Source organism: Oceanicola sp. D3, assembly GCF_006351965.1.
Lineage (GTDB): Bacteria > Pseudomonadota > Alphaproteobacteria > Rhodobacterales > Rhodobacteraceae > Vannielia.
This window is the reverse complement of record NZ_CP040932.1, coordinates 388,361-403,058: the sequence shown is the minus strand read 5'-3', so window position 1 is coordinate 403,058 and position 14,698 is coordinate 388,361. Positions and strand designations below refer to the sequence as shown.

Annotated in this window: 14 protein-coding genes; 4 read left to right on the top strand and 10 right to left on the bottom strand. The window is 63.9% G+C overall.

The window, feature by feature from the left end; genetic code table 11:
* Positions 1-66 precede the first annotated feature (66 nt).
* The 5 genes from FHY55_RS02020 to FHY55_RS02000 form a co-directional block, all read right to left on the bottom strand.
* Positions 67-1,725, bottom strand: coding sequence for a TRAP transporter large permease (locus tag FHY55_RS02020; protein WP_140012599.1), 1,659 nt, complete (start codon positions 1,723-1,725; stop codon positions 67-69).
* Positions 1,722-2,306: a TRAP transporter small permease gene (locus FHY55_RS02015; RefSeq protein WP_254695398.1), complete on the bottom strand. Its 585-nt coding sequence runs from the start codon at positions 2,304-2,306 to the stop codon at positions 1,722-1,724. Before FHY55_RS02015 ends, FHY55_RS02020 begins: the two co-directional genes overlap by 4 nt.
* Before the next feature lie 219 nt (positions 2,307-2,525).
* On the bottom strand, positions 2,526-3,164 hold the full coding sequence (gene maiA / locus FHY55_RS02010; protein ID WP_140012598.1) for a maleylacetoacetate isomerase: 639 nt from the start codon (positions 3,162-3,164) through the stop codon (positions 2,526-2,528).
* Positions 3,161-3,856 carry a fumarylacetoacetate hydrolase family protein gene (locus FHY55_RS02005; RefSeq protein WP_140012597.1) on the bottom strand — a complete coding sequence of 232 codons (696 nt, stop codon included), beginning with the start codon at positions 3,854-3,856 and terminating at the stop codon, positions 3,161-3,163. The genes maiA and FHY55_RS02005 overlap by 4 nt, the downstream gene beginning before the upstream one ends.
* Complete coding sequence (locus FHY55_RS02000; protein ID WP_140012596.1) at positions 3,853-4,887, bottom strand: cupin domain-containing protein; 1,035 nt, start codon at positions 4,885-4,887, stop codon at positions 3,853-3,855. Before FHY55_RS02000 ends, FHY55_RS02005 begins: the two co-directional genes overlap by 4 nt.
* 108 nt (positions 4,888-4,995) lie before the next feature.
* Here FHY55_RS02000 and FHY55_RS01995 point away from each other — a divergent pair, with 108 nt between their 5' ends.
* A complete protein-coding gene (locus FHY55_RS01995; RefSeq protein ID WP_140012595.1) occupies positions 4,996-5,454 on the top strand; it encodes a MarR family winged helix-turn-helix transcriptional regulator in 459 nt (152 codons plus the stop codon).
* On the opposite strand, the gene nagA is transcribed toward FHY55_RS01995, so the two are convergent.
* Entirely contained in the window at positions 5,443-6,564 is a 1,122-nt protein-coding gene (nagA, locus tag FHY55_RS01990) for an N-acetylglucosamine-6-phosphate deacetylase (protein ID WP_140012594.1), read from the bottom strand. The genes FHY55_RS01995 and nagA overlap by 12 nt on opposite strands.
* On the bottom strand, positions 6,561-7,409 hold the full coding sequence (locus FHY55_RS01985; protein ID WP_140012593.1) for a BadF/BadG/BcrA/BcrD ATPase family protein: 849 nt from the start codon (positions 7,407-7,409) through the stop codon (positions 6,561-6,563). The genes nagA and FHY55_RS01985 overlap by 4 nt, the downstream gene beginning before the upstream one ends.
* 121 nt (positions 7,410-7,530) lie before the next feature.
* On the opposite strand from FHY55_RS01985, the gene FHY55_RS01980 reads away from it, so the two are divergent.
* Positions 7,531-7,731, top strand: a complete 201-nt coding sequence (locus tag FHY55_RS01980) for a hypothetical protein (protein WP_140012592.1) — start codon at positions 7,531-7,533, stop codon at positions 7,729-7,731.
* Positions 7,732-7,761: 30 nt separating this feature from the next.
* Here FHY55_RS01980 and FHY55_RS01975 read toward each other — a convergent pair whose 3' ends face one another.
* Positions 7,762-8,868, bottom strand: a complete 1,107-nt coding sequence (locus FHY55_RS01975; protein WP_168222911.1) for a polysaccharide biosynthesis/export family protein — start codon at positions 8,866-8,868, stop codon at positions 7,762-7,764.
* A 273-nt stretch (positions 8,869-9,141) separates the two neighbouring features.
* On the opposite strand from FHY55_RS01975, the gene FHY55_RS01970 reads away from it, so the two are divergent.
* Entirely contained in the window at positions 9,142-11,805 is a 2,664-nt protein-coding gene (locus FHY55_RS01970) for a calcium-binding protein (protein ID WP_140012590.1), read from the top strand.
* A gap of 15 nt (positions 11,806-11,820) precedes the next feature.
* Here the strand turns inward: FHY55_RS01970 and FHY55_RS01965 are convergent, their stop codons facing one another.
* Positions 11,821-12,492 carry an ABC transporter ATP-binding protein gene (locus FHY55_RS01965; RefSeq protein WP_140012589.1) on the bottom strand — a complete coding sequence of 224 codons (672 nt, stop codon included), beginning with the start codon at positions 12,490-12,492 and terminating at the stop codon, positions 11,821-11,823.
* A gap of 20 nt (positions 12,493-12,512) precedes the next feature.
* Positions 12,513-13,799 carry a sugar transporter gene (locus FHY55_RS01960; protein ID WP_254695397.1) on the bottom strand — a complete coding sequence of 429 codons (1,287 nt, stop codon included), beginning with the start codon at positions 13,797-13,799 and terminating at the stop codon, positions 12,513-12,515.
* Positions 13,800-13,976: 177 nt separating this feature from the next.
* Here FHY55_RS01960 and FHY55_RS01955 point away from each other — a divergent pair, with 177 nt between their 5' ends.
* Positions 13,977-14,696 (top strand): ABC transporter permease, encoded by a 720-nt coding sequence (locus FHY55_RS01955; RefSeq protein WP_140012588.1) that lies wholly within the window; start codon positions 13,977-13,979, stop codon positions 14,694-14,696.
* Positions 14,697-14,698: the final 2 nt, after the last annotated feature.

The following is a 14,698-nucleotide window of genomic DNA, read 5'->3' as shown; positions in this document are numbered from 1 at the left end:
AATTTGATACCGTTATATCTCATACCTAAATTTTCGCAACCATCGCGTGCTTCGGATCAGGCCCGTTCAGATCGGAATGAGGAAGAGCGTGATGATGGGGAAAGCCACAAGAATCGCCACGCGCAGGATGTCGGATGTGACAAACCACATGACCGCCTTGTAGGTCTCCACCATCGGGGTTGTCCGGTCCATCGCGTTGATGATGAAGAGGTTCATCCCCACCGGCGGCGTGATGAGGCCCACCTCCACCACGATCAGCACGAGGATGCCAAACCAGATGGCGACATGCTCAAGGCTGACGCGGGCAAGGTTGGCCTCGGTCGCGCCCCGCAAGCCCAACTCGCGCAGCGCATCGCCATCCATCGTGCCGCCGCTCTCCAGCGTCGCGCGGGCAGCCTGCACAACTTCGGGCGTGGTCTCGCCATAGATCGCGGCAATCTGCGCCGGGGCGAGGTTTGCCGCATCAGCCACAGTGCCCAGCCCGAGCACGGCCATATGCTCATTCGCACCCGCCAAGGCCCGTTCAAACCGGCTCTCCCGCATGCCCTCTATCGCGCCCGCCTGTAGCCCCTCAAACCACATCTGCGCATCGGCAAACCACGCCTCGAAGCGGGCCTCCTGCAGCGCGTGCAGCGAGATCAGGCCAAAGTCGAGGTTGGAGATGATCGGGAAGAAGATCGGGATCGTCAGCAGGATCATGCTGAGGCTATCCATCAGGCAGCCGAAGACGAGGTAGAAGGCGAGGATGATGATCAGCACCATCCACGGGCTCCAGCCGAGGCCGACGATGGTGTTGGATAGTTCCTGCGGCACCTGGCTGAGGGCGAGGAAGGCATTGTAAAAGCCCGCGCCCAGCACGATGAAAAAGATCATCGCCGTCGCCTGTGCGGTGGCAATGATGCTCTCCTTAAACCGCGCCCAATCAAGCTGGCCGCTGACCAGCGCAATAAGGCCAGTGCCAGCCGCGCCCACGGCGGCCCCCTCGGTGGGGGTGAACCAGCCAAGGTAGATACCGCCCACCACGAGGCCAAACACCAGGAGCACCGGCCACACGTCTAGCAGGGCCTTCAAACGCTCGGCGTAAGGCACAGGCTCACGGGTGCCGGCAGCGTCAGGATACATCCGCACGTAGATGCTGATGGTAATCATGTAGCCGATCGCGGCGAGAATGCCGGGGATGAAGGCCGCGAGGAACAGCTTGGCGATGTTCTGCTCGGTCAGGATCGCGTAGATCACGAGGATCACCGAGGGCGGAATGAGGATGCCAAGCGTGCCGCCAGCAGCCAGCGTTGCTGTGCTGAACCCGCCCGAATAGCCATAGGCGCGCAGCTCGGGCAGGGCGACCCGGCTCATGGTGGCCGCGGTGGCGAGCGAGGAGCCGCAGATCGAGCCGAAGCCCGCACAGGCCCCGACCGAGGCCATCGCAACGCCGCCCTTTCGGTGGCCCAGCCAGCTCTCGGCGGCCTTGAACAGCGCCGTCGACATGCCCGAAAGCGTCGCGAACTGCCCCATCAGCAGGAACATCGGGATGATGCTCAGCGAGTAGCTTGAAAAGGTGGTGTAAACCTCGCTCTTCAGCTTTGCGAGAAAAACGGTCGTGCCCCCGGTCGCGTAATAAAGCCCACCGATGCCCACGACGAGCATGGAAAGGCCAATCGGCGCCCGCATGAAGATCATCACGAGGAGAATGGGGAACGAGGCGTATCCCAGCTCAAGCACGGTCAATGTGCTGCTCCTTCTGCCTTGGGAAGCCAGTGCTGATCGGTTGTCAGCTCCATGATGCGCCCGATGGCGCAGTAAACCGCCACCAATGCGGCCACCACGGCGGCAGTGAAACTTGCGAGATAGGCCCACCAGATCGGGAACTGCAGCAGCAGCGAGGTCTCGCCATTGCCAATCTTGTCTTCGAGGCCAAAGTAGAGCCGCCACGTGATGAGCAGCACCACGATGGTAAAGACAATCTCCCAAAAGGTCATGATGAGCGCGTTGGCCCGGCGCGACAGGAAGGAGGTAAACACATCCACCGTCGCATGGGCGCTGAAGAGCTGGCAGATCGGCAGGAAGGAGAAGATCGCAAAGGCGATGCCCGCCTCGACGATCTCGAAATCGCCGTTGACGGGGCCAGCCCCGCTCGACTTGATCATCTCGGCCAGTCCGGCGGCAAGGCCTTCAAGGAAATCCGAATGTGCAAAGGTGTTCAGCCCGCGTCCCGCCACGCTGATGCAGGTCAGCAGGATCAGAACAACCAGCACCACACCGCCAGCAAGGGCCATGGTGCGCGCCAAGCCAATCATGAATCTAAGCACTGCTCTCCCCCTCCCCAAGGGTCCGCCGGGCCATGGTCTCCTCCGGCGGTCGGCGTTTGTGGAGTAGTCCGCCTTGCTCGCCAAATCCAGCATGAGTTACGTTTTTTGAATTAACGCGCCTCAAAACTGCATGCGCCGCCAGACTCACCCGACGAAATCGTTATGACATATAACTATATTCGTCGGCCTCCTGTAAACCCACTTTTTCTGAAGGTCAGACTACTCGGCATCTGGCTGCTTGCTCGGGTGCGCTTCGGCAAAGGCGGGGAGGGCGTTGCAGGTCGCCGCGATGCGGGTGACGTTGGGCATCTCGCTCAAGTCCACCTTGAACCGCGCTGCCGAGAACACCTGAGGCACAAGGTAGATGTCTGCCATGCCCGGCGCATCGCCAAAGCAGAAGGTCTGCGCCGGGCGCTTGGCCAAAAGCGCCTCGCAGGCCGCCAGCCCATCGCCGATCCAGCGCTGGCACCAGGCCTCCACACCCTCTTGCCCCTGCCCATATTCGGCCCGCAGGTATTGCAGCACCCGCAGGTTTTGCAGCGGGTGGATCTCGCAGGCGATGGCGGCGCAAAAGGCTCTCACATGCGCCCGCTCTAACGGATCATCGGGCAGCAGCTTCGGCTCCGGGTGCGTTTCGTCGAGCCACTCCAGAATCGCCGGGCTCTGGGTCAGCACCTCCCCGTCGTCCAGCTCAAAGGCGGGCACGAGGGCTTGCGGGTTCAGCCCTTTGAAGCCCTCCGCCTTCTGCTGCCCCTGCGCCAGGTGGACTGACACAAAGTCATACGCCACGCCCTTCAGGTTGCAGGCGATCCTGCACCTGTAGGACGAGGAAGACCGGAAGTAGCCGTGAAACCTCATTCCGCCGGCCCGATGTTCAGCGCAATCGGGTCAAGCCCGTCGATCCCGCCAGTAATCTTGTCACCCGCCACCACCGGGCCAACCCCCTCGGGGGTGCCGGTCAGGATGATGTCGCCGGGCCGCAGGTGGTAAAAGCCAGACAGGTGGGCGAGCACCTCGGGCACCTTGTGAATGAGCAGGTCGAGCGTGCTGTCCTGCTTCTGCTCGCCATTCACCTCCAGATGAATCCGCTGTTCGCCCACGGCAAATTCGCTCGCCTTTGTCATCGGCGAAAGCACGCAGGAGCCTTCAACATCCTTGCCCAGCATCCACGGCCGCTTCTTGTTGCGCGATGCGATCTGCTGGTCGCGTCGGGTCATGTCCAGCCCGCAACCATAGGCATAAACCGCCGCCGCGCCCTGCTCAGGCGTGCCTTTGAACACTTCGGCCCCCAGCGCCACCACAAGCTCCATCTCAAAGTGGAAGTCCTCGGTCCCCGGCGGGTAAGGCAGGGTGCCGCCCGTCGCCAGCACCGAGTGCAGCTGTTTCGAAAAGTAGAACGGCGCCTCCCGGTCCACCTCAAATCCCATCTCGGCCGCATGGGCGGCATAGTTGCGCCCCACGCAGAAAATCCGGTGAATCGGGTATTCGGCGGCCTCGCCCTTCACGGGGATGCTCTGCACCTCGGGGGCGTCAAAAAGGTAATCGGTCATCGGCTGCGTTCCTCGTAGTAGTCCAGCTTCTCCTGAAGCGGGCGGTCATGGATGCGAACGAGAAAGGCTTCCTCATCCGCGTGATGGGTGATTTCGGCAAAGACCGGGGCAGTAAAGGTGTCTTTCGCGGCCCAGTCGATGCGCGCGCCGTTGACGATGGAGTGCCCGCTGCCCTCGATCACGTGGAAGGCGCTGGAGCAACTGCGCAGCACCGGCTTTTCCTCGCCCCCGGCCTCGATCATCATCGCGGTGAAGCCCATGGTAGGCAGCACATCAGCGCCGGTCTCGGGGTTGATGTAATCCAGCTCCACCACCGGGCCGCCATCGTATTTCATGGTTTCCACCAGCGCCTCGCGTGTGCGGGCCCATGGGTAACGCGTCATCGGATAGCGCTTCTTATGCGCACCGAGCTTGCGGGCCGGGGCCAACCCTGCAGCGCGATAGTCAATCTGGCTGGCATCGGGACGATTGCGCTGGTTCTGCAGCGGGCCCTCTTCGGCATAGGAGCCTTCGAGGTATACAAACAGCGGAAGATCAAGCGCATCGAGCCAAACCACCGGCTCCTTGCCCTCGTGCCCGTGGTCATGCCACTCGCCGCCGGGGGTCAGCACTAGGTCGCCCTCCTGCATCGGCAGTTTCTCTCCGTCCACCACCGTATAGCCGCCCTCGCCCTCCACAATGATGCGCACCGCGCTTGGCGTATGCACATGGGCCGGGGCGGTTTCGCCCGGCAGTAGAAACTGAAGGCCAAGATAGATTGAAGAGGTCGCCTGCATCGCCCCCACTCCCCGCCCGGGGTCAGAGAGCACCAGCACCCGGCGCTCGGCTTTTTCCACCGGGGTCAGCTCGCCTGCGCGATGCAGCAGCGGGCGAATCGCCTCGTAGCGCCAGTGCCCGGGCTTGGTGACGGGTTTGGGTGCGCCATGGGGCAATACGTTGCGCATCATCGGCCAAAGCGGGGCCACCCCCGCCGCTGCCATCTCCTCCCGATAGTCCTCCGGCAGCTCTTCGAGCGTTCCAAGTTGCGCCATCCTGTCCTCCCTGTCGCGGCAATGGTTAGCATCCTTACTATACGCATACTTGTCAACAGGCCGCGCACGGCATAGCCTGCCGGTTGCGCAGCGCTCAAGCAAGGAGGCATGGTGGCAGAGATCCAGCACATTCCCGGGCACCTGATCCGGCGGCTCAACCAGATCTCGGTTGCCGTTTTCTCCGACCGCACCGCAGAGGCAGGGCTGGAGCTGACCCCGGTGCAATATGCCGTGCTCTCCACCCTGGCTGAAACCGATGGGCTGGGGCAGGCGTCGCTGGCAGGCGCGGTGGCCTACGACAAGGTTACAATCGGCGGCGTCCTCGACCGAATGGAGCAGAAGGGGCTGATCACCCGCCGCGTCTCTCCCCGTGATCGCCGCGCCCGCGAACTCTCGCTAACCGCCGAGGGCGAGGCGCTTCTGGCCGAGGCCAAACCCGTGGTCGCTGCGCTTCAGGCCGAAATCCTCGCCGGGCTCGACACCGCCGAGCGCAACACTTTCCTCGCCCTGCTGCAAAAGGCCACCGAAGCAGGCAATGCCCTCAGCCGCGCCCCGCTAAAGCTCTGATCCGGCCTGCCAGACCCGCTGCACGTTCAACTCCGCGTCGAGCGCGACGAAATCCGCAGGTGCCTTGGGCCGCAGCCGCCCCACCTCCGCCTCCACCAGCGCCGCCGGGATGCCGGTGGCCATGGCAATCGCCTCCTCCACACTCAGCCCCACCAAGCGAACCGCATTGCGCACCGCCTGCGCCATCACCAGATCGGCCCCCGCCAAGGTGCCGTCTGCCAACGTCAGCCGCCCGTCTCGACGCAGTATTTCTCGGCCATCGAGGGTGAAGCTGCCAATGTCGCTCCCCGCGCAGGCCATCGCATCGCTCACCAAAAACAGCCGCCCCGGCCCCTGCTTTGCCCTTTGCGCCATCCGCAGGGTTTCGGCGTGCACATGGATCCCGTCGCAGATCACGCCCGCACTCACCCGCCCCTCGGCCAACGCCGCGCCAACCAGCCCCGGCTCGCGGCTGCCCAACTGGCTCATCGCGTTGAACAGGTGGGTCACGCAGGTCGCGCCCGCCTCCACATAGCGCCTCGCCTCTTCGTAGCTGCAATCGCTATGCCCAAGCGAAACCAGCACCCCATCCGCCACCAGCCGTGTCACCTGTGCCGGGCTCACCGAGGCCGGGGCCAGCGTCACCTTCAGCCGGCCCGGTGCGGCCAGCAGACGGCGCAGGTCATCCTCGCCCATCTCGCGGATCAGCGCCGGGCTATGCGCCCCCGCCCGCACCGGATCGAGGTGCGGCCCTTCCAAGTGCAGCCCGATCACGCCCCGCACCACCGCACCCGCCAAGTCCAGCGCCGCCGCCGTTACCTCCGGCGTGGCAGTAATGAGCGTAGGCAGAATCGACGTCGTGCCGCAGGCCGCATGGGCGCGGGCCATCGTTTCCAGCCGCGTCAACGAGGGGCCATCATTTAGCATCACCCCGCCGCCGCCATTCACCTGAAGGTCCACGAAACCCGGCGCGAGGATCTCGGCCCCGGTCTCCACAATCGCGCAGCCCTCGGGCAGATCGCCCGGCTCGGCCAGCGTCACCACCTGCAGCCCCTGCACCACCAGCGCCACGCCCCGGCGCAGCGCCGCGCCGTCATGCACGGCCCCGGCAATATAGGCGGTTGCAGTCATCCGTCCTGCTCCATCGCCAGAGCCAATGCCCCATCCAGTGCCGAACCTTCGGCCCCCACCAGCGCCTTCTGCATCTGCGTGGGCAGAAAATCGGCGTATTTGCCGCCGATGCCCCCGATCAGGCAAATCGCCCCGCCCTCTTTCCAGCCCAACGCCAGAAGGCCGCGCGCAATGTAATCGGCACCTGCAACAATGATGTGCCGCGCCGCCGAATCTGTTTTGGCGTCGAGAAGCCTTGGCGCGAGGGCGGCAAAATCGCTCGGCCCCGCCTCAGCGGCAAAGGCCACAATGCCAGAGACCCCGCCCATCTCTTCGGCAATCTGCCGTGTCAGCGCGGTGGCAGGCTCCACCCCGTCCTCCACCGCCAGCACCGCCTTCAGCAGCGCCCGGCCCATCCATGCGCCCGAGGCCTCATCACCCAGCACCAGACCGTGTCCGCCAATGGTCTCAAACCCGTCCGGCCCCTGCCGGGCGAGGTAAGACCCGGTGCCGATGCCCGCAACATGGCCGGGCCGCTCGCCCAAAGCCCCGCGCACCGCAGCGCGCCGGTCTTCCTCCACCACGCCCTCCAGCGGAAGCGCCGCCGCCACCCGCGTGGCCACCCGCTCATCCACCACTCCCGCGAGCGCAAAATGAGCCGGCACGCCGCGCAGATCTTCCAGCGACACCCCGGCAAGCTGTGCCGCCCTGTGCAACAGCCCCGAAACCTCCGCCACGGCGCCCGCAAAGTCGCTCGTCACATTGGCCGGCCCGCCACAAACCTCGTGGCGCAGGCCATCCCACACCAGCGCCAGCCGCGCACCGCTGCCTCCGCCGTCACATCCTATTGCCCGCGCTCTGCTCATCGGCCCGTTATCGCATGCACAGCCCACAATGAAATCCCCCACCGCCACGTCGAGATTGCGCCACTGCGCAGGCGTGGCTAACCTTTTGCCGGGGAGTGCAAAACGCGTTTGGGGGACAGCAATGCAAGATCAATCCGTGCAAGGCGTGGCCGAGCAAATACTCTCGCTCCGCGACTTGGAAGTGGCTGATTTCATTCGATCCGAAGTGTCGCAAAAGCGCCTGAGCGCCAAGCTGCACTTGTTGAATGACGGAACACGCCAAGGCAGCGCCGATTCGCGCAAAATGGCCCGTCAGGCGATCGAGCGGCTCGGATTTCTCTGATCCCGCCGCGCTTGGCACGGGCAACTCGCCTCAGTTCGAAATCTGATTGCTGACGCCCACGGCACTGCCTACGAGCGCAAAGACAGTGCGCGCACTGGTCACCGGGCTCTCCGTCACAAGCACCGTGTCCTGCGGATGAATCGCGAATTTCTCGGCCGAGAAGAGCCCGTCCGCGCTGGTCAGGTCGATGGTGAAAACGGTCCGCGTGTTCTGCGGCCCTTTCACCCCGTCCGCCCGCACGGAGCGCGGGCTATACTGCCGCAAGATCAGCACGCCCTTGGGGTTGGCCCGCGAGTCTTCCAGCCCGCCGATCAGTGACATCGCATCAAGCGCCGAAATCTGCTCTTTCTCGAAGTAGATCAGCTGCTCTTTTCCGCTGGCCCCCAGTGCGCGGAAGTAGCGATCATCCGACACCAGCATCACCTTGTCGCCGCCCACCAGCGTCGTGTCGAGGCGCGGATCATCGTAGAGCCGTTGCAGGGAGGTGGCATAGGTGTGCCCGCCGCGCACAAGCCGCACGCGCGGGTTGCGCAGCGTGGCCTGCGGGCCGCCGCCCTGCGCGATCAGCCCAAGCACGGTAAAGCCGCCATCAGGCAGCGCCACGGTGCCGGGCGCATTCACGCCCCCCACGAGCGAAACCGCACTGCCCGTGCCGGGCAAGACCGAAAGCTGCACCTGCGCCGATGGCACGACATCAATCATCTGGGTTTCCAACTGGTGACGCGCGGCCTCTTGCGTCTTGCCCGCAATCCGCTGCCGACCAAGGTAGGGCACATAGATGTGGCCGCTCTGGCTGACGCGGAGGTTCTTCATCTCCACCAGCTTCGCGCCGGTCGGTGCGATGAGCGAGTTTTCCTCCGAATCCCAGACAATCAGATCAACCCTGTCATAGGGCCTGATCCGCGGTTCCCCCGTGCGTCCCGAGCCGCGCAGCCACCCGTCAGAGCGAATGCTCTTGCCGGTATAGGGCCAAGAGGAAAAGCGCGGCAGCAGGGCGCGGGTCACCGGATAAACGGCGATTTGCGGGTTGTCCGAGTTTTGCGCCCGCAGCACCTCGTTGGAGATTGCAGCGCCGCGTGGCAGCGAACAGGCCGCAAGCAGCAGAAAGACCACCAAAGGTCGGAAAACGTTGATCACGGCTGCCCCTTGCACTCTTTCGCTGCGGTCTTCGCGCCTCAGCATGAGCGCAAAATACTGTGGGGCAGCGCGCAGGGTCAACCTAGATGATGGGGCAGGCACACATATGCATAGGTTTTGTGCATCGCCACCACGCGCCGTAGCGAACGGCTGGGTTTGAACGGTGTTTTAGCGGCTTTCGCGGCATTTAACCGGCTTCGGCCACATTCCCTCCCGCCTCCTGCCAAGGGCCAGCGGCATCACACGCCCATCGCATCTTGGAGTGTGGCCGACATGGCTGAGTTTGAACTGACAGGCGTTTTGGCAAGCGGGAGCACGGAATTTCCGACAATGCTTGGCACCCTCGCAAACACGACCAGCGGGGTTACTCTCTTTGACCACGGCAACAACGTGGTGCGCACCTATGATGCCACCTCAAGCGGTCTGGCAGAGGTGGGCGCAAGCGGCTCGCTTGGGGGCCGCATCAGCTTTTCGCTCTTCTCTCAGGGGGTCAGCCTCGCGGGCACGGTGATTGACGCAGCCCTCGCCGAGGCCGCTGCGGGCGATAGCGGTTCCGAGCGCGCCTATCTTTCCACCAACGAAAACCAGGCCAACGCCGCGTCGGTGCTCAGCGCCACGGTCAGCGGCACCGACTATCTCTTCGTCGCCCCGCAAAACGGCGATGGCGTGGCTGTCTATGCCGTCACCAACAACGGCAACTCGCTGACGTTCCGCGACAGTGTCGGTGACACAGAGGGCAGCTATGCCGCCAATATCTCTGCCATGTCGGTGGTTGAGGTGGGCGGCACCACCTATCTGCTCGTGGGCTCTTCCAGCGAGCATGGCGTTACCAGCTATGCCGTGGGCTCCAATGGCACGCTCACCGAGGCCGACAGCTTTGGCCGCGACGAGAGCCTGCCGGTGCAAACCGTCACCGCGATGGACAGCGCGGAGATTGACGGCAGGTACTACGTGGTGGTGGTCTCCTCCGGCTCCAGCTCGCTAACAGTGCTCGAAGTCGCCCCCGGCGGCGCGCTCAACCCGGCAGAACACGTGGTCGATAGCCTTGATACCCGCATGTCCGGCGTCACCGCGCTTGATGTCGTCGAGCTTGGCGGTGGGCGAGTGCTGGTGATCGCCGGGGGCAACGACGGCGGGCTCACCGTGTATTCTCTGCTGCCCGATGGCCACCTCGTCCCCTTTCAGGTCATCGAAGGCAGCACCGATGCACCGCTCGACAGGATCTCGGCCATCGGCACCAACCTCACCGGCGACAGCCTCGATCTCTTTGTCACCACCGAGGGCGCGCCCGGCGTGACGCAGTTCACCCTCGATGTGTCCGACATCGGCAACCTCGCCTTCACCACCTCCGGCACCCACCACGGATCCGCGCAAGGTGATCTGATCATCGCCGGGAGCGAGCCGGTGCAGGTTCATGCGGGTGCGGGCGATGACATCATCGTCGACGGTCAGGGCCGCGACAGGCTCACCGGCGACGCGGGCGCCGATACCTTCGTGCTGATCGACGGCGATGCAGAGCGAGACCGCATCCTCGACTACGAGTTCGGGGTCGACACCATCGACCTGAGCGCATGGAGCATGTGCTATGGCACCCAGTGGATGACCTATAAGGCCCTGTCCACCGGCGCCCTGCGGATCACCTGCGGCAACAACAGCTTCGACGTGTTTTCCTCCGATGGCACGCCAATGACCGTGGAGGATTTCAACCATATCTCCTTCACCTTCTCCAACAGCTACGATGTGGTGCGTGCCCCGCTGCAAGAGCCCGGCCCCAACACCGGGGCCGAGTATTTTGGCACGCATGAGGCCGATGTGCTGACAGGCACGGCGGGCGACGACCAGATGCACGGCGGCGGCGGGAATGATCTGATGATCTCCGGCGGCGGCGCAGATAGCTACTGGGGCGGCTCTGGCATGGATACCGTCAGCTTCGCCGGCACCGGCCAGGCCGTCCGCGTCAACCTCTCCGACGCCAGCCAGAACACGGGCGAAGCCGCCGATGACCTTTTCTACGATATCGAGTCGCTCACCGGCTGCATCGCCTCCGACCACATCACCGGCACCGACGCTGAAAACCGGCTTGAGGGCGGCAGTGGCAACGACTGGCTCGACGGTCTCGGCGGCGATGACGTGCTGATCGGCGGTGAAGGGCACGATGATATTCTCGGGCGCGGCGGCAATGACTACATGGAAGGCGGCGCGGGTGACGACAACATGCCCGGCGATCTGGGAAATGACGAAATCCACGGCGGCCTCGGCAACGACCTTCTCGGCGGGGGCGAGGGCAATGACCTGCTGTATGGCGACGACGGCCACGACTGGCTCGGTGGCGGCGCGGGCAATGATGCGCTCAACGGCGGCGCGGGCGATGACCAGATGTCAGCAAGCTATGGCGACGATTCCCTGACCGGCAACTCAGGCAACGACCAGATCGCAGCCGGCCCCGGTGCCGATCACGTGCTCGGCGGGTCGGGCAATGACAACATCGGCGGCGGCGCGGGCAAAGATGTGATCTATGGCGGCGTGGGCAATGATACCGTCGGGGCCGGTGACGGTGATGACCGGATCTGGGGCGACCATGGCAACGACACCCTCAATGGCGGGGCCGGGAATGATGTGATCAACGGTGGCTCTGGGGCCGACCGGATCAACGCCGGAGCGGGCAACGATGTGCTGACCGGCGGAGCCGACGCCGACACCTTCGTTTTTGCCACCCACGGCGCGGGCGAATACGATGTGATCACCGATTTCGAGGCCGATGGCACCGATGTGATCCAGATCGCCGGGGTGAGCGGCAGCTCCATGATGGATCGCTTCAACGCGCTCGATGCCACGCAGATCGGCGATGATGTGCACCTCACCTACGGCAGCCACACGATGGTGCTCGAAGATGTCTCGCTGCTCGAACTGGGCGTGGATGACTTTGTGTTCGTCTGAAGCGGAGCCAAGGCCCTACAGCGCGGGTGGCGGGCTCTTCATCAGCTCCTGATGATGGCGGATCGCCTCTGCAACATCGGTGTAATAGTGCATCTGGCCATTCTCCAGCACCGCGCCCTCGGTGCACAGCCGCTCCACCTGCCCCAGCGCGTGGCTGACAAAAATCGCCCCCGCCTCCTTGAGCCGCGCCTGAATCATCATCTCGGACTTCGCTTTGAAAGCCGCATCGCCCACGGCGGTGATCTCGTCGATCAGGTAGGTGTCAAAATGAATCCCCATCGACGCGCCGAAGGCAAGCCGCGAGCGCATGCCGCTGGAATAGGTGCGCACCGGCATCCTGAAGTGCCCGCCCAGCTCGGCGAAATCCTCGACAAAATCCACCAGTTCGCCGGTGTCGACACCATAGACCCGGGCCAAGAACCGCACGTTCTGCAACCCGGTCAGCTCTCCATGAAAGCTCCCGGCAAAACCCACGGGCCATGACACCGTGCCATGAATTTTCACCTCACCGCGGTCTGGCTCCATCGCGCCCGAGATCATCTTGAGCAGGCTGGATTTGCCCGCGCCATTGCGGCCCAAGATGGCAACAGCCGTCTGCGCCGGAAAGGTCATGCTGAGGTTGTCGGCCACCAGCTTGCGCTCCCCCTTCACGTGGTAGGCCTTGCTCAGGTTACGCAGTTCGATCATCGTTCAGCCGCCCGCGCCGGTCAGCGCCGGTCTCTCAGCGAGTAATACACCATCGTCAGCACCGTCCATGTGGTGGCAAGCGCGCCCAAGAGCGTCATCAATATGCTCCAACGGCGCGGAAACAGCGGCGTCTCGGCCAATTCCGGTTCGATGTATGTGGCAAGGTAGCGTGATTGGCGCTGGCCATCCGCCACCGCCACATCATATGCCGCCAGCGTCGCCACATAGGCCTCTTCAGCAAACTTCTGATCCACCGCCAGCGCCTCGTATTGGCCGATAAGCTGCGAATAGGCCTCGCGTTCTTCGTTGGCGTCGCCCTCGCTGGAAAAGCGCGCGCGCTCCTCCGAGATCCGCTGGCGGATCACCTCTACCCGGCGGTCGGCCTGCACGATACGCGGATCATCGTTGCGGCTGTTCTGGCGTAGCAAATCCAGCTCGATCAGCGCATTAGCCAACTCGCCCTGCAGCGTATTGAGCAGCCCCATACGGCCCCGAATATCCGCCTCCGGGTCAACGATCTGGTTGCGGGTGCGAAACTCCGTCAGCGCGGCGCGCGAGGCCTTGAGGCGCTCCAGCGCCCTATCCAGCTCTGCACGGGCATAGCGAGTGGCATCCTCACGGGCCACGGCAGACAGGGCGTTGATCGTCCGGTCGCTCTCCTTGCGTATGGCCAGAGCGATGGCATGGGCATCCTGAGGGGTGAAGGCCTTCACGCGTATCTCGATCAGGTGGTTCGAACGGTCGAAATACACCTGCACCATGCGCGTCCAATAGTCCGACATCGCCTCGATGCGGGTGTCTTCCCCGAGCGAGAAGACCGGGTCCGAAGCGCGGGTATAGGCCGCAACAAGGTCAACCTCCTGCATGACGGCGCGCACCATGTTCGGGCTCTGGATGTATTCAAACAGAATGTCGGTGTCGTTGGTCGATGAGCCCCCCGTCAGGTCGGTGATCCCGCCAAGGATCTCCACCGCACTGCCGGTGTCTTCCTTGCGCACCGAAAAACCGAGGGTGCTGGCGTATTGGTCCTCCGCCTGCGTGAAAAGATACCACGCCGCCACCGCCACCGGGGCAATCACCATCAGGATCATCGAGATGAGCAGGCCCCAATGCCGCCGCCGGGGCCGCGCACGCGGCGCAGGGGCGCGGACGGGCTGGGGAGGCGCGGCTTTGGCAGGGGGCGCGCCGGGCGGCGAGGCCGCAGGCCCGGCACGGTTTGCCGCGACCGGCCCGGCAGGCGGTGCCTTGTCGGGGGGGCTTTGGGGTGCTGCTGGGGCGGCGGCCTCGCTCTGGGGCGAGTCGCTCAATCTGTTGGCTTTCATCCTGCCGCTATGCAATCAAGAGGTAACTAACCCGTTGAGGTTGCGCTACCTGTGACAAAGTCACCCACAGATAACGACAAGGCACCTCTACCACCGCTCCCAGGCTCGCGGCCTGCCCGGTTTCGCACATGGCGTACGATTGCGGCGCTCTTCGTGCGCGAAATGTCCACAACCTACGGCCGCAACGCGATGGGCTATGCTTGGGCGGTGATTGAGCCCGTCGCCGGAATCGCGCTTCTGTCGCTGGTGTTCTCTCTGGCGTTTCGCTCGCCCTCACTGGGCACGAATTTTCCGCTGTTCTACGCCTCGGGCCTCCTGCCGTTTCTGGCCTACATGGACGTGAGCCAGAAGGTCTCGCTGTCGATGCGGTTTTCACGCCCGCTGATGTTCTATCCCGGTGTCACTTTCGTCGATGCTCTCGCCGCCCGGTTCCTGCTCAATTCGATCACCCAGATCCTCGTGGCCATGATCGTGATGGCCGGCATCATCCTGCTCTACGACATCCGCGTCATCCTCGACATACCCCGCCTGTCTCTGGGGATGGGGCTGGCGCTCTGGCTGGCTTTGGGCGTGGGCACGCTCAACTGCTACCTGCTCTCCACCTTTCCACCATGGGAGCGGACATGGGCCATTCTCAACCGGCCCCTCTTCATCGTTTCCTGCATCTTCTTCGTCTTCGACAGCGTGCCCCAGCCCTATCAGGATTGGCTCTGGTTCAATCCGCTGATCCACTGCATCGGCTTCATGCGCGCAGGCGTCTATGCAACCTATGACGCAAGCTATGCCTCGGTGGGCTACGTTCTGGCCTGCGGAGGCATATCACTGGCGCTTGGCCTGTTGTTTTTGCGGCGCCACCACAAAACGATCATCGACAACGGATAGAA

Excerpts from the sequence above, each read along its gene's own strand:
- maiA (WP_140012598.1), bottom strand. The coding sequence starts at position 3,164 with ATGAGGTTTCACGGCTACTTCCGGTCTTCCTCGTCCTACAGGTGCAGG.
- FHY55_RS01970 (WP_140012590.1), top strand. The coding sequence starts at position 9,142 with ATGGCTGAGTTTGAACTGACAGGCGTTTTGGCAAGCGGGAGCACGGAA.
- FHY55_RS02005 (WP_140012597.1), bottom strand. The coding sequence starts at position 3,856 with ATGACCGATTACCTTTTTGACGCCCCCGAGGTGCAGAGCATCCCCGTG.
- FHY55_RS01980 (WP_140012592.1), top strand. The coding sequence starts at position 7,531 with ATGCAAGATCAATCCGTGCAAGGCGTGGCCGAGCAAATACTCTCGCTC.
- FHY55_RS01955 (WP_140012588.1), top strand. The coding sequence starts at position 13,977 with ATGTCCACAACCTACGGCCGCAACGCGATGGGCTATGCTTGGGCGGTG.
- FHY55_RS01985 (WP_140012593.1), bottom strand. The coding sequence starts at position 7,409 with ATGAGCAGAGCGCGGGCAATAGGATGTGACGGCGGAGGCAGCGGTGCG.
- FHY55_RS02000 (WP_140012596.1), bottom strand. The coding sequence starts at position 4,887 with ATGGCGCAACTTGGAACGCTCGAAGAGCTGCCGGAGGACTATCGGGAG.
- FHY55_RS01995 (WP_140012595.1), top strand. The coding sequence starts at position 4,996 with ATGGTGGCAGAGATCCAGCACATTCCCGGGCACCTGATCCGGCGGCTC.
- FHY55_RS01965 (WP_140012589.1), bottom strand. The coding sequence starts at position 12,492 with ATGATCGAACTGCGTAACCTGAGCAAGGCCTACCACGTGAAGGGGGAG.
- nagA (WP_140012594.1), bottom strand. The coding sequence starts at position 6,564 with ATGACTGCAACCGCCTATATTGCCGGGGCCGTGCATGACGGCGCGGCG.